Source organism: Accumulibacter sp., from assembly GCF_031732815.1.
GTDB lineage: Bacteria > Pseudomonadota > Gammaproteobacteria > Burkholderiales > Rhodocyclaceae > Accumulibacter.
In genome coordinates, this window is sequence record NZ_JAVMKF010000083.1 from 1 (window position 1) to 20,704 (window position 20,704).

General features: G+C 64.0%; 14 protein-coding genes. All 14 read right to left on the bottom strand.

What is annotated here, in order from left to right:
* A partial coding sequence (locus tag RKP46_RS06735; protein ID WP_311105927.1) for an RHS repeat-associated core domain-containing protein occupies positions 1-3,826 on the bottom strand: 3,826 nt, incomplete at its 3' end.
* Positions 3,823-5,349, bottom strand: coding sequence for a hypothetical protein (locus tag RKP46_RS06740; RefSeq protein WP_311105928.1), 1,527 nt, complete (start codon positions 5,347-5,349; stop codon positions 3,823-3,825). The genes RKP46_RS06740 and RKP46_RS06735, both read right to left, overlap by 4 nt.
* A gap of 12 nt (positions 5,350-5,361) precedes the next feature.
* Entirely contained in the window at positions 5,362-7,404 is a 2,043-nt protein-coding gene (locus RKP46_RS06745) for a type VI secretion system tip protein TssI/VgrG (RefSeq protein WP_311105929.1), read from the bottom strand.
* 46 nt (positions 7,405-7,450) lie between these two features.
* Positions 7,451-8,875, bottom strand: coding sequence for a tetratricopeptide repeat protein (locus RKP46_RS06750; RefSeq protein WP_311105930.1), 1,425 nt, complete (start codon positions 8,873-8,875; stop codon positions 7,451-7,453).
* A gap of 75 nt (positions 8,876-8,950) precedes the next feature.
* Positions 8,951-11,725: a type VI secretion system ATPase TssH gene (gene tssH / locus RKP46_RS06755; protein ID WP_311105931.1), complete on the bottom strand. Its 2,775-nt coding sequence runs from the start codon at positions 11,723-11,725 to the stop codon at positions 8,951-8,953.
* Positions 11,726-11,732: 7 nt separating this feature from the next.
* Positions 11,733-12,812 (bottom strand): type VI secretion system baseplate subunit TssG, encoded by a 1,080-nt coding sequence (gene tssG, locus RKP46_RS06760; RefSeq protein ID WP_311105932.1) that lies wholly within the window; start codon positions 12,810-12,812, stop codon positions 11,733-11,735.
* Positions 12,788-14,662, bottom strand: coding sequence for a type VI secretion system baseplate subunit TssF (gene tssF / locus RKP46_RS06765; RefSeq protein ID WP_311105933.1), 1,875 nt, complete (start codon positions 14,660-14,662; stop codon positions 12,788-12,790). Before tssF ends, tssG begins: the two co-directional genes overlap by 25 nt.
* Before the next feature lie 12 nt (positions 14,663-14,674).
* Positions 14,675-15,187 (bottom strand): type VI secretion system baseplate subunit TssE, encoded by a 513-nt coding sequence (gene tssE / locus RKP46_RS06770; RefSeq protein ID WP_311105934.1) that lies wholly within the window; start codon positions 15,185-15,187, stop codon positions 14,675-14,677.
* Positions 15,180-16,004 carry a type VI secretion system accessory protein TagJ gene (locus tag RKP46_RS06775; RefSeq protein ID WP_311105935.1) on the bottom strand — a complete coding sequence of 275 codons (825 nt, stop codon included), beginning with the start codon at positions 16,002-16,004 and terminating at the stop codon, positions 15,180-15,182. The genes tssE and RKP46_RS06775 overlap by 8 nt, the downstream gene beginning before the upstream one ends.
* Positions 16,005-16,165: 161 nt before the next feature.
* On the bottom strand, positions 16,166-16,639 hold the full coding sequence (locus RKP46_RS06780) for a type VI secretion system tube protein Hcp (RefSeq protein WP_311105936.1): 474 nt from the start codon (positions 16,637-16,639) through the stop codon (positions 16,166-16,168).
* 153 nt (positions 16,640-16,792) lie between these two features.
* Positions 16,793-17,281, bottom strand: coding sequence for a type VI secretion system tube protein Hcp (locus RKP46_RS06785; protein WP_311105937.1), 489 nt, complete (start codon positions 17,279-17,281; stop codon positions 16,793-16,795).
* 165 nt (positions 17,282-17,446) lie between these two features.
* Complete coding sequence (gene tssC, locus RKP46_RS06790; RefSeq protein ID WP_311105938.1) at positions 17,447-18,940, bottom strand: type VI secretion system contractile sheath large subunit; 1,494 nt, start codon at positions 18,938-18,940, stop codon at positions 17,447-17,449.
* A gap of 76 nt (positions 18,941-19,016) precedes the next feature.
* Positions 19,017-19,532, bottom strand: a complete 516-nt coding sequence (tssB, locus tag RKP46_RS06795; protein WP_311105943.1) for a type VI secretion system contractile sheath small subunit — start codon at positions 19,530-19,532, stop codon at positions 19,017-19,019.
* 63 nt (positions 19,533-19,595) lie between these two features.
* Positions 19,596-20,648: a type VI secretion system protein TssA gene (tssA, locus tag RKP46_RS06800; RefSeq protein ID WP_311105939.1), complete on the bottom strand. Its 1,053-nt coding sequence runs from the start codon at positions 20,646-20,648 to the stop codon at positions 19,596-19,598.
* Positions 20,649-20,704: the final 56 nt, after the last annotated feature.

Here is a 20,704-nt window from a genome sequence, read left to right on the forward strand (position 1 = left end):
GCATCGCCTCTCTTCGAGCAGCCCGCGAGGTAAGAGCCTCTCCTCCCTTTGGGGCTTTTCGAAACTTTTCGGAAGGGCCTCGTAGCGTGTTGCAGCTGAGGCCTAGCGGATCGATGAAACCCCAAGCATTCGGTGCATATTCGTACAAATGATGACCCGCGAAAGACCCCAGCGGATCCTGGCTTACGAACTGGCCTAGTCCGGCTTCGAAATATCTGTGTCGATTATATGTTAGACCAGACTCAATATCGAAGTACTGTCCTTGTAGCCGTATCGGGTTATCAACCTGGTTAACGTAGAGTTTCGCAATCTGCCCCCACGCGGCATGGGTGGCCCCCCACATCACATCGCCGCCAGTGCCAGTCAACCTCGTCGGACACCCATTCGGATCATTATGATAGTGGTAGATGCGTTGGGCACCTCCCGCACCTCCAATCAAAGCGAGCGGCTCAAAAGTCTCCGCGTAGTAGACGTATTCCCTTCCCTCCTGTGGAATGACCGCTTGGGCTTTCTGTCGCTGCTCGGCGATTGCGACGACCTTGCCATCGACTGCGGGCATAGGTTCCTTCGCCTGCTCGAGCACAAGCACCGCCTCCCCCACCAACGCATTGCCATCCCAATAGAACAGCGTGCGCTTCTCCCCGGTCTCCTTGAATAGCCGGCGGCCGAGAGGATCGTAGCCATAGTGGGTGACTGTCCCATCAGCACGGCTCTCGATCAACCGCTGATTGGCATCCCACACCAGATGCAGATCCCGCTCACTATCGCGCCGTTCGATGAGATTGCCGGCCCGATCGAATCGGTAATACGTTCCCTCGTACTCACCTTCCCGGCTCCATTCCCCCTCCACCACCCCTCCGCCCACGACGCGCTGGCGCGTGCCCTCTACGATCCGCGTCCGGAGTCGATCACCCGCCGGGTCGTTGAGATAACGCGTGACGCGGCGCTGCGGGTCGAGGTGCTCGGTGATGCGGCCGAGCGGGTCGTAGCGATAGACGTCAGTACCGTATTGGCTGTCGCTGCGCTGCGTGAGGTTGCCCGCCGGGTCGTAGGCAAAGCGCGTGGCGAAGAGCGGCGAGCCGTTGGCCGAGACGGCCTGTTCGGTGAGGTAGCCGTCGGCACTGTAGCGGAACTGGCGCGAGAGCTGCGGGCTGAGCTGCTCGCGGGCAATCCTGCCGGCGGCATCCCGCTCGATGCGGATCGGCTCCTCCTGGTTGATACGCACGGCAACTGCCTGGTCGAGCGCGTCGAACTCATAAGCGACCGCATTGCCCAGGCTGGTCTCGCGGGCGACCCGATTACCGGTGGCGTCGTAGCTGTTCTTGATCGAAAACGCGCCCTGCACCTCCTCGGTCAGACGGCCCTCTGCGTCGAACTGGCGCTTGATGGCGGCATGCGTGTTCGCAGTCTCGACCAGGTTGCCATTGGCGTCGTAGGCGAAGGTCTCGACGAAGCCATCGGGCAGGGTCTTCTTGAGGATGCGACCCAATGGATCGGTGGCGTAGCCGATGGTGCGCCCGAGCGGATCGGTCGAGGATCTCAGGTAGCCGCTCGCGTCGTAGGCATAGCGCCGCCCCTGTCCCCAGTAGTCCACTTCCTCGACGATGCGCCCGAGCGCGTCGCGCTTGAGCTGATAGGTTTCGCCGCGCTGGTTGGTGATGGCGATCAGCCGCTCTTCGCTGTCGTAGTGGTACTGAACGCTGTATCCGTCGGGCTGGATGCGCTTGGCGATCTCGCCCTGGCCGAAGTATTCCAGCTTGGTCACAGCGCCGTTTTCGTCGACGTAGCGGGTGAGGTTGTCTTCAGCGTCGTAGGCGCAGCGTATGGTCGCACCCGAGGGCTGGCGCGCATCGGTCAGGCGACCCTTGGCGTCGTAGCGGTAGAGGGTCTTGTGATCGAGCGGGTCGAGCTTGCCGGTAACGTTGCCAAGCGCGTCGTAAGCAAAGCGTGTCCGATGTCCCAAAGCGTCGCTCAGGCAACTGAGGTTGCCCAAGCCATCGAAAGCGAGTTCGGTGCGCGCTCCGCGCGGATTGATGAAGGCAAGGAGTTGCCCCCGCGCATCGTACTCGTAGCGCGAGACGTTGCCGAGCGGCGAGGTCTGCTCGACGAGAAGGCCGTGGCGATCCCAGCGTTGCTGCCAACGCGCGCCGCTCGGGTCAGTAATCGCGACGGCTTTGTCGGCTGAATCGAATTCGGTCTGGATGCTGGCGCCGTCGGGGCGGGTCAGCTTGAGCAGGTTGCCGCGCTCGTCGTAGACGTACTCAGTGCGCCGGCCAGCGGGATCGACGACGGCCGTCGTGCGACCGCAGTCGTCATATTCGTAGATCGTGCGCCCGCCAAGCGGGTCGATCTCGCTGATCGGCAGGCCGCGTTCGTCGAGTTTGACGAGCGAGACATGACCGAGCGAATCAGTGATGCGGCGTTCGTTGATCGCGTCGAGATAGGCAAAATGGTAATCGTACAGCCCGCCGTCACCCCAGGCGTGCACGACGCGCCATTCGCCCTCGTCCGACATCGCGTAGGCGTAGTGGAAAGACAGCCCGTTGCGGTCGGTGTGGCGTTGCATGCGGTGCTGCTCGTAGGCAAAGCGGTAGGGCTCGCCCAGCGCGTCGATGGCAGCGATCAGGTCGCCATCCTGATCGTAGGCGTAGCGGATAAAAGTGTGCTCGACCCCGCGCGTCGGGTCGCTCAATGTGACGGCGGTCAGTCGGCCGTTTTCGACGGTGAGTACGAGGCGTCGACCGACCGAGTCGTGGATGGCGCACGGTCGGCCGGACCGGTATTCAAAGTCGAGCGAATTGCCGCAGCGATCGGCGATCCGACCGATCGGAAAGCGGCGGATGCCGTGGTCGGAGTCGCGCGCCAGCGCTTTGGGGAAATCGTAGAAGCGGTCGTCCTTGCTCTGCACGCGGAAGAACTCGCCAAGGTCGAGCAGGCGCGAGCCGTCCATCAGTTCCAGTTCGCCGCCCTCCTCGCCCGGCGTAGCGGGCAGGCGCTCGAAAGCCATCAGACCGAAGTTCGGTCCATGGACGAGCACCCGCCCGTCGATTACGTCGACCTCCAGCCGGATGTCGGCCAGCGTCTGCCAACCGTAGCCGCACAAACCGACGTAGCCGCTGTCCGAGCGGTACTCGCGCAGCCAGTTGATCGGCAGCAGGCCGGGCAGTTCGAAGTCTTCCTGCTCGACGACGACGGCGCCGTTGAGGATGCTCACCGGTTCGGCGCGCAAGATGACGCAGCGCAGGAAACCCGGTTTCTTCACGCCCAGAGCATCCGCCAGCTTGACACGCATCTTCTTGAACAGGCTCGAGCGGGCAAACTTGCCCAAGGCGGCAAAACCCGCCTTGAACGCCATGCCCATCATCGAGATCGTCGGCGGCCCGCCGACGAAAACATTGGTCGGAATGGCCAGGTTGAAGATCGTCGGCAGCAGCATCACCTTCTTCGGACTCTTCTTCTTCGGTCGCGGCGGGCTGACCATGCCGGCGACCTGGCAGCCGAGAACCGGCAGCCCGATGAACGAGAAGGGATCGCCGTCGGCGACCACCGTCGCGCTGCCCATGAATAGTTCGTCTTCCTTGTCCGGCAACTTGGGCGCGAATGGAAAGCCCGGCGGAATGTGTACGACCATGCCACTGGTTCCCGCCGTCGCGCGCTTCATTCCACAAACGGTGACCGTCGCGCCGATGATCGGGACGTAGTCGAACGGGTCGAAGACGATCGACATGTGCGGTGTCGGCAGTGGCGCGGGTACTCCCGGCGGCACCGTGCAGAGGTGGATGTCGACGCCGAGTTGCGGGTCGCCGTGTTTGGCCGCCAGCGTCATCCTGCGTGCCCCGAGGAGCCGAGCGCGGCCAGCGCCGGGAAGCCGGCGCTACCGGCCAGCGGCCAGTCGCTGCCGAGCAGGCCGCGCGCCTCGGCGAAGTGTCGGCGAAAACCCTCCGAGCCGGCGCCGACGATGCGTGCCAAGTCGGCTTCGGCGGCGCGTTCCGCTTGCTCGATAGCACGCGCCAGATCATCCTCGATTACTTGCGCTGCCTCCTGGCTGATCGCCGGGCCCGCCAAAGTCGCCTGCTCGTCCGCTACGCGGAGTAGCGCTGCCAGGCGCTCGTCAAGACGCCGCTTGAGCTGCTCGACGAGGCCGAAGCGTTCGCCATCGACGACTTTCAGCAGGTCGCTGGCGGTCAGCGGCAAGGTCGTCATGCCGCGTGCCTCGGGACGGATCTGGGCGCCCCCGGCGAGCGCCCGCCGGCAGTGGGCGGCAGCGGCTTCGCCATCGCCCAGGCGCGTCTGGCAGTAGCCCGCCATGCGCTGCGCCTCGATGGCGAGCAAGGGGTTGCGGTCGAGTTCGGCAACGCGCGCAGCGTGCTCGTAGCAGGCGAACGCCTGGCGTTCCTGCCCGCTTGCGAGGTGCGCGCCGGCCTGTCCGAACCAGGTCTGCAGGACGAGCTTGTGCCCAGCCGGATGGCCGCCAGCAACGGTCGTTTCGGCCGCCACGCGAGCCGCTTCGTAGACCTTGACCGCTTCCGCGCAGCGCGCCTCCTTGAGCAAGGCACCGCCGACCAGAAGACGTACGACGACTTCCTGATCGGCCCACTTCTGCTGTCGGGCAAAGGCCAGAGCGTCGAGTGCCTTGACCTTGACCTGATCCGCCGTTCCCTTCTCGAGCAGACCCGCCAGGCCGATCAGATGATTGCGGAAGATCCCTGCCGGACCAACGGCCATTTCCTGGGCGAAGGTCTCCTGCGCCATGCTCAGCGCGTCGATCGTCGGGCGGGCGACAACCATCCGCGGGTCGTCCAACTCGCCTAAAGTCGCGCAGCGCGGTTGCTCGATCGTATCGACGACGAGCAGGCGCAGACGGTCGGGCAGACCGGCGGCCACGGCCCGCTGCAACCAGCCGCAGAAGGCACCGGTGTCGCTCACCGTTGGCGGCAGCAGGACGGCCACAAGGCTCCCCAGATGGCGGTGATAGGCCGAGCCGAGAGAGCATAGCGCGGCAATGAAACCGGCCGGAGAATCGGGCCGACTGCTCACTGCCGGACGCCAATCGGCAGCGAGTCCCTGCTCGACGAGTTCGTCGCGACTCGCTTCGTACTGCCCGATGAGCGCGGCCTTCAGCTCGCGTGCGTACTGGATCGAATGCTCGAACGGCGGCTCGAAGACGATGAACAAGTCGCCGGTGCGGTATTCGACCGGCAGCTTCTGGGCCGCGAAAAAAGCCTGCGTCAGGCGCTCTGCCGCCGCGTGCACCTGCCAGACCAGCAGACGCGCGGCGCTGTTGTCGCGAAAAGCAATCCATTCGCCGCCCAGGTAGGCGATGCGCTGTTCGACCGGATTCAGCGCCATGGCTGCAGGACCTCAACCATTCAGCGAGATCTTCAGACCCATCACCGTAACCCCCATGGCGTCGATCTTGATCGACGACGCGCCAAAACTCAGGGTGATTTGCGACGGTTTGATCTCAACGGTTGACCCGCCTACCTGGAGCGTAATCGAGGTTGTCGAGCTGTAGGTGGCGGCGCTGGTGATCGAGTGGTCGAGCGTGCCGGTCACGCTGACCGTTTCGCTGCCGCGGACCGATTCCTCGCGACTCCCGGTGACGGCAATCGATTCGTTACCGCTGACCGACTCGTCGCGGTTTCCGCTGATGGCAATCGTCTCGTTGCCGCTGACGCTCTCCGTCCGGTTGCCGGTGATGCTGATCGTTTCGTTGCCCTGCACCGTCTCGCTGCGGTTGTTGTTGACGGTAATCGTCTCGTCGTTGCCAACCGTCTCGGTCCGGTTGTGCTTTACTTCGGTTGTTTCGTCGTTGTCGACGGTCTTCTTGCGGTCGTGACCGACAGTATGCGTGTCGTCGTTCTCGACGGTCGTGCTCATGTCCTTCTCGGCGTGGATCAGCACCTGCTCGCTGCCCTTCTTGTCCTCGAAGCGAATTTCGTTGTAGTTGGCGACACCGCCGCCTTTGCTCGAACGGCTCTTGATGCCGGTCTGCGTCATGTTCGCCGGCAGGTCGTAGGGCGGCATCTGGTCGGCGTTGTACACCCGTCCGGTGATGATCGGCCGGTCCGGATCGCCTTCCAGGAACTCGACGATCACCTCCTGGCCGACGCGTGGGATGGCAATCATGCCCCAGTTCTGTCCGGCCCAATGATGCGAAACGCGTATCCAGCATGAACTGTTCTCGTCGTTCTTGCCGTAGCGATCCCAGTGGAACTGCACCTTGACCCGGCCGTACTTGTCGGTGTAAATCTCGTCGCCCGCCTTGCCGACAACGATTGCGGTCTGCGGGCCCTGCACGGCGGGTTTCGGTGTATTGCGCGGTGGCTGGAACGTCTGCGCAGCCGGAATCGCGCGGAAATGGAGGTTGAAGAGTTCGCCGCCCGCCGTGTCGGCTTCGTACTGGCTCTCTTCGACGCGATAATCGGCGGAAATCACCAGGTACTTCTGGTTCTGATCCGGGCGCGGGTGGCGATCGAGTTTGAACACGACGCCACTTGCCAAGCCGGCGGCGTTGCTTTCGCCGTCGAAGAGATCGAACTGATGGCGGAGTTCCTCGATCCGGATACGCGCATACTGCTGGCCTTCGTTGCGCTCGCGGTACTCGCCAGGATAGTCGAAGACATCGAGCTTGCTCTGAAAGTCGTGCGTCAGCGGTCGCGCCGGAGTGGCATCAGCCTGCAGATTGGCGCGCGGCTTTTCGAAGTTGAAGTCGCGCATGGCATAGCGTGTCGGCTGAATCTCGCAGCCGTGCGACCAGTGGCGAATGCCTTCTTCCTGACGGGCGCCCGCCTGTTCCGGGTCGAGATACGGCACCATCTCGTAGTTGGCTGGCGAGGCGTGTGCCTGCGCGCCGTCGGTAATCACCAGCTTATGCTTGCCGCCCTGATGGCGGAAGAAGAAGTGCATTCCCTCCTGCTCCATCAGGCGGGCGACGAAGTTGAAATCGGTTTCGCGATACTGCACGCAATACGCCCAGGGAACGTACTTGCCGGTCAGCTCGAAGGCGAAGTCGGCGTAGGGGTGGTCGGCAAAAACGGCCCGGATGATCTCCTCCGTCGTCTTTTCCTGAAAGATCTTGCAGTCGCTGGTCCGTGTCAGCAGCCAGATCCAGGGTCGCACGACGATCGAGTAGCGATGATAGCGGCCCTGCTCGCCGACCTGGAACAGGCCCGTCGCCAGGCCGTTGAATTCGCGCTGCCCGTCGTGCGGCGTCGTGAGAACGACCGAAACGCTCTTGCCGAGCAGCTCGTCGGCCTTGATGTCACCGCGTCTGGCGAGCACGACGACCTGAAACCGGCTCATCTGCGACAGACCATCCTGGCCGTCCAGGCGGCTGAACATCAGCTCGTCCTTGAGCGGCGTGACTACCTTGACCAGCCTCTTTACGCGCGCCTGAAGCATCGGAACCTCCGCCTTCGCACTGCAGTTATCGCCCGTCAATCATAGCTCAAGCCGGTCGGGCAAGCGCTCCGCCCGGACCCGGAAAATCAACCGCGCTGCCACCGCCGTCGGTGGCATCCGGCACGCGTCCGACGACCAGCAGCCCGGCCACCGGACGCCCGCCTTCGGTGCGCAGCGTGGCCTGCGCGATGTCGATGACGATCAACCCGGCCTCGCGCAGGCAGCGCCCGGCGTATTCGGCCGAATGCGCATAGCGCCCGTGCGGGTTGATCACGTGCCCGACAGCCTGCGCCCGCTCGCCGCCGTCCTCGAGCGAGAAAGCCAGCCAGCCGCCGCCGCGCAGCGCTGCCCGGGCGGCCCGACAGACGGCGTCGAGCGGCCCGAAATAACACAGGGTATCGGCCGAAACGATCACGTCCCAGGCCGCCGCTTCATCCGGCATGTTGAGAAAACGCGTCAGTTCGATCCGGTAAAGATGGTCGTAGCACGCCTTGCCTTCCGCTTTCTCCAGCATGCCGACCGATAGATCGACGCCGGTCAGCGCAGCGGCGTGCGCGGCCAGCAAGGGACCGCAGAGACCGGTGCCGCAGCCCGCGTCGAGGATGCGGAAACGCTTGTCGGGGGGCGGCAGGTGTCTGGCCAGCGCGGCGACGATCAACTCGGGTGCCTTGTACGACAGACGGCTGGTCAGTTGCTCCTCAAAGCTTTCGGCGAACTTGTCGAAGGTCTCGACGATATAGTCGTCCGGCGCGCGCTGCGGCACGTCCTGACCCGAACACGCAGCGTACAGGTGGCGCGCCGTCGGATTGTTCGGCTCCTGTACCAGCCACTGGCGAAAGACTTCGGCTGCTTCGGCAATCCGGCCAATCGAGTAGTACGCCAGGCCGAGCAGCTTGTGCCCGTCCGGGTGACTGGGCATCAGCGTGATCGAGCGGCAGTAATGCTGCACGGCCTCCTCTATCCGCTCCTGCGTCGCGTAGAGCATGCCCAGATTGTTGTGCGCGCGAAAGTGCTGTGGATCGAGCTCGACGGCGCGCAGCAATTCCCCCTCGGCCGCCGCGTGGTCGCCGATGACGCGCTGCAGCACGCCCATGTTGTTGTGGAAATCGGCGCGCTGCGGATCGAGCGCGATCGCCCTCTGATAACTCGCGGTCGCTTCCTCGATCCGGCCGAGCGAGGTGTGAATGTTGCCCAGATTGCCGTGGAAGTCGGCAAAGTCAGGCGCCTGCGCGATTGCGCGTGCGAGCAGTTCGACCGCCTCTTCCGGCCGGCCGCGCTGAAAGCGCAGCAAAGCGAGGAAATGCAGCGCATCGGGCTGTTCCGGAACGGCGGCGAGAACTCGTCGGTAGAGCGTTTCGGCGGCGTCGAGCTGGCGATTACGGTGAAGCTGCGTGGCGTAGGCGAGCGCTTCGGCGATGCCTAGTTCCTGTTCTTCCTGCCCGGCGGCTGATCGTGGCGGCGTAGCGGACATCACTTGCTCGCCCGGTGAACGGTTCGCACGGCGCTTGGCCGGATGCGACCGGTAACTGTGCGGACAACGGTCGGGCTAGTCGAAGGCATAGCTGAAATCCTCGGCTTCGACACTCACATGCACGCGTGCGAGCGATCTGCCTTCGACCAGTCGGCTGAGGAACTCGGCGCTGATCCGCGGCAGCAAGGTGTTGGTGAGGATGGCGTCGATCATCCGCCCGCCGCTTTCCAACTCGGTACAGCGGCTGGCGATCAACTGAACGACCGCGTCGCTATAGGTGAACGGCAGCTTGTGGTTGCGCCGAATACGCTCCTCGATGCGCGCCAACTGCAGGCGGACGATGACGCCGATCATCTCGCCGCTCAGCGGGTAATACGGAACGACGACCAGGCGGCCGAGCAAGGCGGGCGGAAAGATCTTGAGCAGCGGCTCGCGCAGCGCCTTGGCCAGCCCCTCGGCGTCGGGCATCAGATCGGGATCCTGGCACAGCTTGCCCAGCAGATCGGCTCCGGCATTGGTCGTCAGCAGAATCAAGGTGTTCTTGAAATCGATCACGCGCCCCTCGCCGTCCTCCATCCAGCCCTTGTCGAAGACCTGGAAGAAGATTTCGTGTACATCCGGGTGCGCCTTCTCGACCTCGTCGAGGAGAACGACGCTGTACGGCCGGCGGCGGACCGCTTCGGTGAGGACACCGCCTTCGCCGTAACCGACGTAACCGGGCGGCGCCCCTTTCAGCGTCGATACCGTATGTGCTTCCTGATACTCGCTCATGTTGATCGTGATGACGTTCTGCTCGCCACCGTAGAGCGCCTCGGCAAGTGCGAGCGCGGTCTCCGTCTTGCCGACGCCGGACGTGCCGGCCAGCATGAAGACGCCGATCGGCTTGTTCGGGTTGTCCAGCCCGGCGCGCGAAGTCTGGATGCGGCGCGCGATGATCTGCATCGCGTGATCCTGACCGACAATGCGCCGGGCAAGAATCTGCGGCAGATTCAGTACGGTTTCGATTTCATTGCGGGCCATCCGGCCGACTGGTATCCCCGTCCAGTCGGCGACGACGCTCGCCACCGCCTGATAGTCGACGCTGGGCAGAACCAGCGGATGCTCGCCCTGCCGCTCGCCCAGTTGTTGCTGCACCGCGCGCAGACGAGCGAGCAGCAGCGGCCGTTCGTCCGCCGGAGCGGTCGCCGCGGCCTCGTCCGACCCTGCTGCCGGCGCCTCAGCGGGCCTTGCTGCCGGGACATCCTCTGGCGCAACCGGCCGCCCTGCGTCGGCTCCGCCGTCTGCCTCGCCGGCACGGGCAGCGGGCGGCGCCTGGCTGAGCTTGGCGCGCAGGGCCAACACTTCGGCGACCAGCGACTTCTCTTCCTCCCAGCGCTGCTCGACCTCGCTCAGGCGCTCTTCTTCGGCGGCCAGCGCAGCCTGCGCCTGCGTCTCGCGGTCGCCCAAGTCGATGCCGATCGCTTTTTCGCGCCCGATGATCTGCAACTCGGTTTGCAGCGCGCCAATGCGCTTGCGCACATCGTCCACCTCGGCTGGCGTCGCGTGCAGGCTGACCGCGACGCGCGCGCACGCCGTGTCGAGCAGACTGACCGACTTGTCGGGCAGTTGGCGCGCCGGAATGTAGCGCTGCGCCAGTCTGACCGCAGCTTCCAGCGCTTCGTCGAGAATCTGCACGCCGTGATGCCCCTCCATCATTCCCGCGACGCCGCGCATCATCAGGATCGCCTTGTTCTCGTTCGGCTCGTCGACCTGGATCGCCTGGAAGCGCCGGGTCAATGCCGGGTCCTTTTCGATGTGCTTCTTGTATTCGGCAAAAGTCGTTGCACCAATCGTACGCAAGGTGCCGCGCGCCAGCGCCGGCTTGAGCAGGTTGGCCGCGTCACCGGTACCGGCGGCACCGCCCGCACCGACCAGCGTGTGCGTCTCGTCGATGAACAGGATGATCGGTTTGGCGCTCGCCTGCACCTCGTCGATCACCGAGCGCAAGCGCTGCTCGAACTCGCCCTTCATGCTGGCTCCGGCCTGCAGCAAGCCGACGTCAAGCGTGCGCAGGGTGACCTCACGCAAGGCTGGTGGTACGTCACCGCGCGCGATGCGCTGGGCGAAACCCTCGACCACCGCTGTCTTGCCGACGCCGGCCTCACCGATCAGAATCGGGTTGTTCTGCCGGCGGCGCATCAGGATGTCGACCACCTGGCGAATTTCCTCGTCGCGTCCGACGATGGGGTCCATCCTGCCTGCGCGCGCCTGTGCGGTAAGGTCGACCGTGAAGCGCTTCAGCGCCTCCTGCTTGCCGAGGGCGGCCGGTGCGATTGCACCGCTGGCCTCACCGGGTGTCGCGCCGGCGTCCGAACTGTCGCTGATCAAGCGATCCTCCGGCGACCCGGCGACAATCCGGGCGAAATCGTCCGCCAGCGCGTCGCCGCCAATCCGCTTGAACTCGCCGGAAATGCTGAACAGGACGTTGCGCAGGCTGGGCGTCTTCAAGGCTCCGAGCAACAGGTGGCCGGTGCGCACCTGCGATTCGCCGCACATCAGCGAACCATAGACCCAGCCGCGCTCGGCAGCGCTCTCGACATGCTCCGAAAGGTCGGAGATCGACGTCGAGCCGCGCGGCAAGCGGTCGAGAGCCGCGGTCAGATCGGCGCTCAGCTTGCCGGCATCGAGTGCAAAGTGCCGGGAAATGTGATGCAGATCAGAATCCTGCGTCTGCAGAATCTGCACCAGCCAGTGCACCAGCTCGACGTAGGGATTTCCCCGCAACTTGCAGAAGACGGTTGCGCCCTCTATCGCCTTGTACGCCAGGCGGTTGAGTTTGCCAAACAAAGCCACTCGGCTGATTTCGCTCATGACGCTTTCACCTTTGAAGTTTGGAATTCATGTCCGGTGAAGCAGGCTCGGCGTCGCCCTGGCGCCGCAACGCTCGCTCCACATCAAGGACCAGATCGTCGGCCGGCGCACTGCCGTTCCGCTCGCCCAGCCAGCTCGTGTAACCCAGACGACAGCCCTGGCCGAGCCGCAGGCCGGGAACCTGGTCGGCGCGCAGGACGAGTTGCGCGTCCCACGCGTACTCCAGTCCGGCGTAATTGCGTACGCACGCTGCCAGGCGGGCAATCGCCGCGCCGTCGGGCAGCAGGCCGGTGTACTCGCGCAGCGTCAGCGGACCGATGCGCAAGCGGAACTTGTGCTGGCGGTCCCAGACCCGCCGGCCGAGCAGAGCTTCGCTGCCCAGACAGCAACGGGCCTTGCCGAGGAGCGACCAATCGCGCTCGTCGATCAGCAGCCAATCGCCGACGAACTGCTCGACGCTGGCGTTCAGGCGGAAAAAGCCGCCAACCAGGCGAGCCAGTCCCTCGGCGTTACGCACTTGGCGACTGAGCAGCCCGGCATGGTGCAACTTGGCGAAATCAGGCAGAGCGTCGCGTCCACGCAAGCTGTTCAGGCTGATGCCGGCAAAGGCGCCGACATAGACGGCAAAGCGATCGTCCGCCGGCCGGTCGAGGTTGACGCAGGGCTGCGCCTGCGCCCAAGCCCGGTAGAAGAGGAGCAGGAAACGGTGGTGGATGATGTCGGCAAAGCGCGCCAAGGTCTGATCCTTGCTCTGCGTGCGATTGAAGACGTACTCGCTGAGATAGAGCGGAAGCGCACCGTTCGGCCCGAAAAGTCCCAGGAAGCGCACGTCCAGACGCGGCGGCAAACCGTGCGCGCTGCGGCTCAGCGCCGACAGCTCGGCCGGGGCGAAAGTGAGCGCCGGGTCCTGACCGAGACGAATCGCCTCGTCCGCCGGGCGGCGCGCCGTTCCGAGGCGCGGCGACTGGCTGCTCAGGCAGTCGACGCGGCGCAGGACCTGATAGAAGTCCCATGCCCACGGCGCCTGCTCGACCGCGGCGAAGAGGCGATCGAGGCCGCCGTTCAGATGATCGGGCGCCGTCCGCATCGTGCCGGCCAATGCATGATCTCGCCGCGCGTGGGCGAGCGCAGCACCGTTTCACTGAAGCTGTTGATCGTCACGTGTCGCGCCAGAAAGCGTTCGAGCACGCTGCCGAGGAGAAAAGCGCTGCCGCCCTCGAAATGGAGTTCATCGACCTCGAGCGAGGCGCGAATGCCGCGCCCGAAACACAGCGGACCCGGCATCGGCAGGCGCGCGACGACCTGTTCACAGCGCACCGAACGCAGCCCCTCGACCTGCCGGCGCATTTCCGGGTCGGGCGTCTTCAAGTGCAGGCTGAGAATTTCGCGTAGAGCAGCCGCTCCTTCATCGGCGTTGACGTCAAGCAGCGACAGGTAGTTGAGCGACAGCAGGCTGATGAAGCGCCACGCCAGCGCCCCGTCGGCGAGGGCAGGATACGGTCTTGACGGACCTTTCACACAGCGTGTCGCTTCCACCTTGGCGGCAATCTCGAGTGAAAAATCGCCCTGCGCAGCGCCGAACTGCAGAAAATGCGGCAGATCGCGATTCGTGCACCGAGCGCGCAGCGACAACTGTCGCAGCTCCGCCTTGTATGGCGCAGCCTGCGGGTCTACCAGCGACAGGAACACCTCGCTGCCCACATAACCGGTACGCCGCCGACGGATATCGGCCGGCAAGCGCGGCGTGCGGCGCAGCGAAAAGAAGCCGGGCGCCGCCGTCTCGCCCGCGTGGTAATCGGCGTAGAACGGCAGGAAAATCTGTCGGCTGTCGACACCCATGCCGTAGCCTTCCAGCTCGGTCAGATCGTAGATTTCGTAGTCGAGCGGTCGAGTGCGGTCAGCCACGACATGGAACTCGTGCCTGGTTTCGCTGAGATCGACCTGGTCGATCGTCTTCTCGAACAGGTTGATCGCCGGCGTACAGTTGAGCAGGAAGTTCGACGAATCGACCACCTTTTCCAGACTCGGTTCGTTGTTCGCGAAGAGCAGGACGAGTTCCATTTCGCTGCCGGAATTACGCTTCACGGCTGGCGCCAGGCCATCGATCTGCCAGAACAGATAGCGCTGGGGAAAGGCAAAGTACTCTTGCAGCAGGCGATAGCCGCCGAAGTTGCGTGCGGGAAGCGGCAACAGCGCCTGCTCGTCGTCGAAACCGATCAAGCGAAGCTGCTCCGGCGGAATCAGGTGGTGTACGGCCGGCGCGCGCGGCGAATTGATGACGCACAAGGCGCCGAGCAGCGAACGGCTGCCGATCAGTTCGTGCAGCTTGCAGGCTACCCCTTCGTCGGCACCGCCGAGAAAAAAGCACAGGGAGTCGATCGCCGTCTGCGCAAAGCTCAGGCCCGCCGAACAGCGCAGCTTGATACGCACGCCGCCTCGGCAGGGCCTGGGCAAGTTCACCCGATCAAGCGACAGATCGGGCGCATGCGAAAAATAGCTCGCCGCCAGCACTTCGATCGGCCAAAGCGTCACCGAATGCGCCGTAACGAATTCGCAGGCCGTTGCCTCGGTCTGGTCCACCACGCTGCGAATCTTCGTCCCACGTTCCACCGGTGAGCCCACTGCCAGGTTGGCGTCAGCCAGAACCGGCTGGAATTGCGCCACCAGCATCGCCGGCGTCGGTGCCAGATAGTGCGGGTAGAGCATTTCCAGCAAGTGATGCGAGAACTCGGAGAACTCCGCGTCCAACCTGACCTGGATGCGCGCCGCGAGAAACGCGGCGCCCTCGATCAGCCTTTCGACCAGCGGATCCTGGACTTCGATGCCTTCCATTCCCAGGCGACCGGCGATCTTCGGAAAGGCGCGCGCGAACTCGCCACCGACCTCCCTCAGGTGTCTCAGTTCGCGGTTGAAGTGTTCAAGTAGCTGCGAGTTCATCGCCGTCCCAGCTCAGTCGCGCCTTTCCTGCAAGACAACCTGGCCGGTCTCAAGATTGATCTCGGTGCTCAAATCAATCTCGATCGGGACGGGTTGCGCAAACACCTGCGCGACGATCGCGATGCGCAGAACATTGTTTTGCAAGTCGAGCGGCCCGTCAGTCGTGGTCTTTGCCGCAACCTTCAGGGACGGTTCCAGAATGCGCGGCTCGAAGCGGCAGATCGCCTGGTGGATTGCCTTCTCCAGCTTGCCCACATCGAGCGAAGAGGCCGTCTCACCGGTGAACGACGGCAAGCCGAAGTTGAGGACCGAGCACTCGACCTCGGGCCAGGGGACAAGATCGACCGAAACGCCCAGCCTGGTCGTATCGAGCAGCCAGCCGAGATCGCGGATGACCGCCTTGCGCAGATCCCTCTCGGACAGGCTTCGCCGGTCTGCGTTCTCGCTCTGCAGCGTCGGTTCGAGGTCGGTCAAGCGCTCGAGCAAGGGACGCAGCAGGGGCTGCGGTGTGCTGCTCTCAGCCACCCTCTTCTCCCTCTGCGGTGCTCGCGAGGACGATCTGGCGTACGTCCAGCAGCGGAAAATCACCCCCATCTGTGGTCAATACGCGCTGGCCTAGCCCATGGAAAACCCCGGCGCGAACCTCGGTCCACTCGCTGCGCCGTGCCAGCATCAGCAAGCCGTCGTCCTGTGCGTCGCTGCCCGGGTAGCGCGTCGGGATGACGCCGGCGCCTTCGCCACCATTGCTGAACGTGAAATGCGCCGGCATCCAGACGAAATCGCGCAGATCGGCTGGCGGATCGAGACTGATGCGCGCCAGGCGGTCAAACGGCAGCCAGTAGTAACGCCCATGGATCACTGCTTCACAGACCGGACCCAGGCGCATGTCGCTGTCGGCCAGCCAGGCGAAGGGTTGGCCGTCGATCTCGCCGGGCGTCGCTGGCGCTTCGTCAAAAGCGCGCGCGCGCAGGTCCTCAGCCGCCTCGAAGCGACCCTGGCCAGCCGTCAGCAGCGACTCGATGAGCAGCGCCAGCCAGGGCTCGGGCTCACCAAAAATCAATGGCGAGCGCTTGCCGGCAAAGACCTCCGCGCGCAACAGCTCGCAACGCACCACCTCCTTGTACATCTGCGCCATCGGCAAGGCCGCTGCGTCGAGTTCGGCGACCACGCCAAGCTGCGCCAGGGCGCGCTCCCACTGGCCGCAGACGGCGAGCAACTGGAAAAGAAAGGTGCGCAAGCGGACGTCACCCGGATGGTTGCGGACGCTTGCTTGAAGCAGTCGCAAGGCCAATGCGACATCACCCTCGCGCAGCGCGTGTTCAGCCGAAACAGCGGTGTTCATCCAGCGGGACCCCCCATTCTTGTCTTTTACAGCGCCAGACCGGCCGGCAGCGCATACCGCCATCCTGGATAGCTCGTTCGGCACATGCGCGCGCCGAACTCCTCACCTCACGAGGCCGACTGCGCAGTGCCGGCGAACGCTGCCGGTGTCTTTTCTAAGCCTCAGCTCTTCAGATTGATTTCGCTTTCGAAAGTCGTCGTGCCGCGGCCACTGCCGGATTTACCCTGCGGCACGTACTCGACGATGACTTTCTGAAAACTCATCGCCAGTTCCTCCAGCACCTCGGCTGAATCGGCGCCTTCGCCACCGCGAATGCGATGATGCGTCAGGCGCCCCTTCTCGATCGTAATCCTCAAATACTCCAGCGCATCGCCGGCCTTGCGCACGCTGAGCACGGCCTTGCGGATCAGCTCGTTGTTGCGCAAGGCCGACATCAAGGCTGTGCTCGCGCAGTCGGCCCGCTTGACGACGCGCAATTGCTCGAACGACGTACGCGCGGTCTGATTGCCGAAGGCGTCGCCCGGACTGTCCATTCCCCACGACCACGAGACGACATCGATCTCGCCTTCATGCCGCGGATCGGCGGCCTCGCCCCTGATCGGCCCCTGCCTGGCGCCGTCGATTTTGAGAAACATGTCCCGTAAAGCCATCCGCCATCTCCCCAATGCTGGCGACGAGACCGGCCAGCGCGATCAGCCGCCGAGGAAAACATCATTGCCACACCGGCGACGCGCTGCCGGCTGCACCGACGACCGGCGGCGCTGCGCCGCCAGCCGTCGGCGGCACGCCTAGCCAACCGGTACGTTCTTCGCGATACTCCAGCCGGCGATCTTTGCGCCACCTTCCTTGCCGCCTTTTTCGTTCTGCGGCTGATACTCGAACTTGAACTCGGCGAAGTTCAGCGTCACGTTTTCGGTCAGGCGATCCTCGCCGCCGCTGCCGCCCTGGCTGATCGAACTTACCAGAACACTCTTCATCGTGATCTTGATGTATTCGAGCGGGTCCTTGCCGGCCTTGCGGACGACCAAAACGGCTTCGTCAAAGTGCTCGCCGCTGCACGAGCCCAGCATCAGCGCGTTGGTCGATGAGTCGATGTACTTGGTAAACGACAGGTCGTTCACCGACACCTTGCCCGAACCGCCGCCGCCGCCGGTATGAAATGTCCCGCTTTGCGACATTCCCCAGCTCCAGGCGAGAACGTCGATCTCCTGCTTGTGCGTCTTGTCGCTCGATTCACCTTTGATCGTGCTGATCTTCATGAACATATCAACGGCCATTGTTTTCTCCTCGAGAGTTAGCCTACCTACCAGTCGTCCTGCAGCCGCAGGGCGTCAACGCCGACAAACGGCAACGGCGGCGAATCGTCCGCCAGCCACCGCCCAGTTCCACTTTCTGCTCCAGCCGGTCGTCCAGCCCGGCCGTCGTTAGTACTCCTTGCCTGCTCACTTCTGCGGCAGCTTGGAAACCAGACGCAGCGCCACGGTCAGGCCTTCGAGCTGGTAATGCGGTCGCAGGAAGAATTTCGACGAGTAATAACCCGGATTGCCCTCGACTTCCTCGACGATCACCTCGGCCGCTGCCAGCGGCCGGCGCGCCTTGGTCTCCTCCGACGAATGCGCCGGATCACCATCGACATAATTCATGATCCAGTTGCGCAGCCAGCGCTCCATGTCGGCACGCTCCATCGCGGCGCCGATCTTGTCGCGTACCATGCACTTCAGGTAATGCGCGAAGCGACAGCAGGCGAACATGTACGGCAGACGGGCACTCAGGTTGGCGTTCGCCGTCGCTTCGGGATCATCGTACTCGACCGGCTTCTGCAGCGACTGTGCGCCGATGAACGCCGCCTCATTCGTGTTCTTGCGGTGAATCAGCGGCATGAAGCCGTTTTTCGCCAGTTCAGCTTCACGCCGATCGCTGATCGCGATTTCGGTCGGGCACTTCATGTCCACGCCACCGTCATCGGTTGGAAACGTGTGCACCGGCAAGTTCTGGACGATCCCGCCCGCCTCGACGCCGCGAATCCGCGAACACCAGCCGTACTCCTTGAACGCCCGGTTGATGTTCGTCGCCATCGCATACGCCGAGTTGGCCCAGGTATATTTCCGGTGGTCGGCGGCGCCGGTGTCTTCCTCGAAAGCGAACTCGTCGACCGGTTGCGTACCAATGCGCGAGCCGTAGGGGAGACGGGAAAGGAAACGCGGCATCGCCAGGCCGATGTAGCGCGAATCGTCGCTCTGGCGCAAGGCAGCCCAGGCCGCATATTCCGGCGTGCCGAAGATCTTGGTCAGATCGCGCGGGTTGGCGAGTTCCTGCCAGGAATCCATCTGCAACAGGCTGGGCGAAACGCCGGCAATGAACGGGGCATGCGCCGCGGCAGCGATCTTGGCCATTTCGCCGAGCAATTCGACATCCGGACCGCCGTGGTCGAAATAGTAGTCGCCAATCAGACAGCCGAAAGGCTGTCCGCCAAGCTGACCGTACTCCTCTTCGTAGACCTTCTTGAACAGCGGGCTCTGATCCCAGGCCGCTCCCTTGTAGCGCCTGAGCGTCTTGCCGAGTTCCGCCTTGGAAATGTTGAGCACTCGGATCTTCAGATTCTCGTCTGTTTCGGTGTTGTTCACCAGATAGTGCAGGCCGCGCCATGCGCCTTCCAGCTTCTGGAAGTCCTCATGATGGAGGATCTGGTTGACCTGGTCGGAAAGTTTCTTGTCGAGCGCAGCGATGATCGATTGTATCGTCTTGACGACGTCGTCCGAGACCAGTTGCGTTGCCGCCAGCGCCTGCTGGGCGAGCGTCTGCACCGCGACGCTGACCGCGTCTCTTGCCTCATCGGTCTTCGGTTTGAACTCGCGCTTGAGCAGGGCAGAAAAATCGCTGCTCTCCTCGCCTGTTGCGCCCGCTACGGCGTCGGACCGGACTTGTGTATCCGCCATACGGAAAACCTCCAAAATGCGTGGGAACGTCCCGGAAAAAATACTGCAAGCGATCTGAACTGACGAGCAAAGGCGCTTAGCTACCGGCCTCGCCGGTAGCCGCCGGCTTCGGGTTGGCCGCCAGCGACTCGAGCAGGGCCTTGTCCTGCAGCAATCTGGCAATCAGTTCCTCGGCACCGCTCTTGCCGTCCATGTACGAGATCAACCCGGAGAGCTGCTGACGCGCGGTGAGCAGCTTGTTCAGCGCGTCCACCCGGCTGGCGACCGCCGCCGGCGAGAAATCGTCCATCTTCTCGAAAGTCAGTTCGACGTTGAGCTTGCCCTCGCCGGTCAAGGTATTGTCCACCTGAAAAGCGACGCGCGGCTTCGTCGCCTTCATCTTGCTGTCGAAATTGTCAACGTCGATGTTGTCGAAATTGCGCCGATCGACCGGTGCCAGAGGGTCGGCAGGCTTGCCGGACAGATCGGCCAGAACACCCATCACGAAAGGTATCTGGACCTTCTTCTGGGCGTCACCCGTCTCTACTTCGTACTCGATCTGGACGCGCGGCGCACGATTACGGGCGATGAACTTCTGACTGCTGCCTGCCATGTCTTCCTCCAGGAAGTGAATGAAATCAATCCATGCCATTTTGACACAGAGTGTGCCTTGTGGCTATTCGTCTTCGTCCTTGTGCAGCTTCTCGCCAACTACCGTTTCTGCCTGCGGCAGACCGTCCGGGGCCATGTCTTCCATCAGTTCGAGGAACGACATGCCCATCATCCGCTGTGCCCGGCGCAGCAGGAGCGGTACCGGATTGGTCGGCTCGTGCCGGGCGAGGTAGTCGCACAGGCGGTCGAGTGTCGCCACCACGTCGTCGCGCGAGAGGATCTCGCCAGGAGCCGAGCGCACCGGCGCGGGCGCTCTGGACTCGGTCGGCGCCTCGTCGTCCTCCGGCGGCGGGCTCTCGGCGGCGGCCACCACGGGCGGCGCGACCAGCTTCACGGCTTGCGTGACTGCGTAGAGCACCGACTGCAATGGCGCAAGATCAGGCGCTGACTCACCGGAGCGATCGGCAAAGCAGCGCCTGACCGTCTGCACTCCGGCCAGGGCGAAGTCGGCCTGGCGCGGCAGATCCGGGTTCTCGGCAACCGCATAAGCGAGCACTTCGGCCAACTGGCTTTCACTCAGCGGTGGCTTGTCGCCGGTCGGCTTCAGCCGCCCGAGCGCAATTTCGATCTCGCGCACCGCGAGCTGGCCATGCCGGCGCGACTGGAAAACCAGACTGCCACGCAGATCGCGCACGACCGCCTGCAGCGAGGCCAGCTCGAGCAGAGCATTGGCGCGCATCACCGCCGGTGAATCCTCGTCGCCCGGATCGAGTTCGGGGTGGAGCGTCGGCCAGAACGTGTCGAGCAAACCGGCGATCAGCGCCAGGCCGTCGCCGATTCCCGCAAAGCCGCGCGTGTGCAGCCAGGCGCGCGTCAGCCAGACGGCCAGGCGCAGGTCCTTGGAGCGCAACAGCAGGCGCTCGGCCAGCGCCTGCACCTGCACCCAGTCGGCCTGCTTGCCCTCGCGTCGCGTGATTTCCCCATCGTCGCGCTTGAACTCGGCGTCCGCCTCTTCCCGCGCCGCCTCCTCCATGCGCTTGAACTCGGGGTCGTACTCAAGGGTTTCGCCGCTCGGTTTCTCCTCGGAAACCGGCACCAGCCATTGTTCAATCGTCACCAGACCGTCCTCCTGCAATGCCATCGTGATCGTCTTCCGCCAGTCCGTCAGCGGCC

Bases quoted from the DNA above. Each gene is read 5' to 3' on its own strand.
- RKP46_RS06775 (WP_311105935.1), bottom strand. From the start codon at position 16,004: ATGAACACCGCTGTTTCGGCTGAACACGCGCTGCGCGAGGGTGATGTC.
- RKP46_RS06750 (WP_311105930.1), bottom strand. From the start codon at position 8,875: ATGTCCGCTACGCCGCCACGATCAGCCGCCGGGCAGGAAGAACAGGAA.
- RKP46_RS06785 (WP_311105937.1), bottom strand. From the start codon at position 17,281: ATGGCCGTTGATATGTTCATGAAGATCAGCACGATCAAAGGTGAATCG.
- RKP46_RS06780 (WP_311105936.1), bottom strand. From the start codon at position 16,639: ATGTTTCTCAAAATCGACGGCGCCAGGCAGGGGCCGATCAGGGGCGAG.
- tssF (WP_311105933.1), bottom strand. From the start codon at position 14,662: ATGAACTCGCAGCTACTTGAACACTTCAACCGCGAACTGAGACACCTG.
- tssB (WP_311105943.1), bottom strand. From the start codon at position 19,532: ATGGCAGGCAGCAGTCAGAAGTTCATCGCCCGTAATCGTGCGCCGCGC.
- RKP46_RS06740 (WP_311105928.1), bottom strand. From the start codon at position 5,349: ATGGCGCTGAATCCGGTCGAACAGCGCATCGCCTACCTGGGCGGCGAA.
- tssH (WP_311105931.1), bottom strand. From the start codon at position 11,725: ATGAGCGAAATCAGCCGAGTGGCTTTGTTTGGCAAACTCAACCGCCTG.
- tssG (WP_311105932.1), bottom strand. From the start codon at position 12,812: ATGCGGACGGCGCCCGATCATCTGAACGGCGGCCTCGATCGCCTCTTC.
- RKP46_RS06745 (WP_311105929.1), bottom strand. From the start codon at position 7,404: ATGCTTCAGGCGCGCGTAAAGAGGCTGGTCAAGGTAGTCACGCCGCTC.
- tssC (WP_311105938.1), bottom strand. From the start codon at position 18,940: ATGGCGGATACACAAGTCCGGTCCGACGCCGTAGCGGGCGCAACAGGC.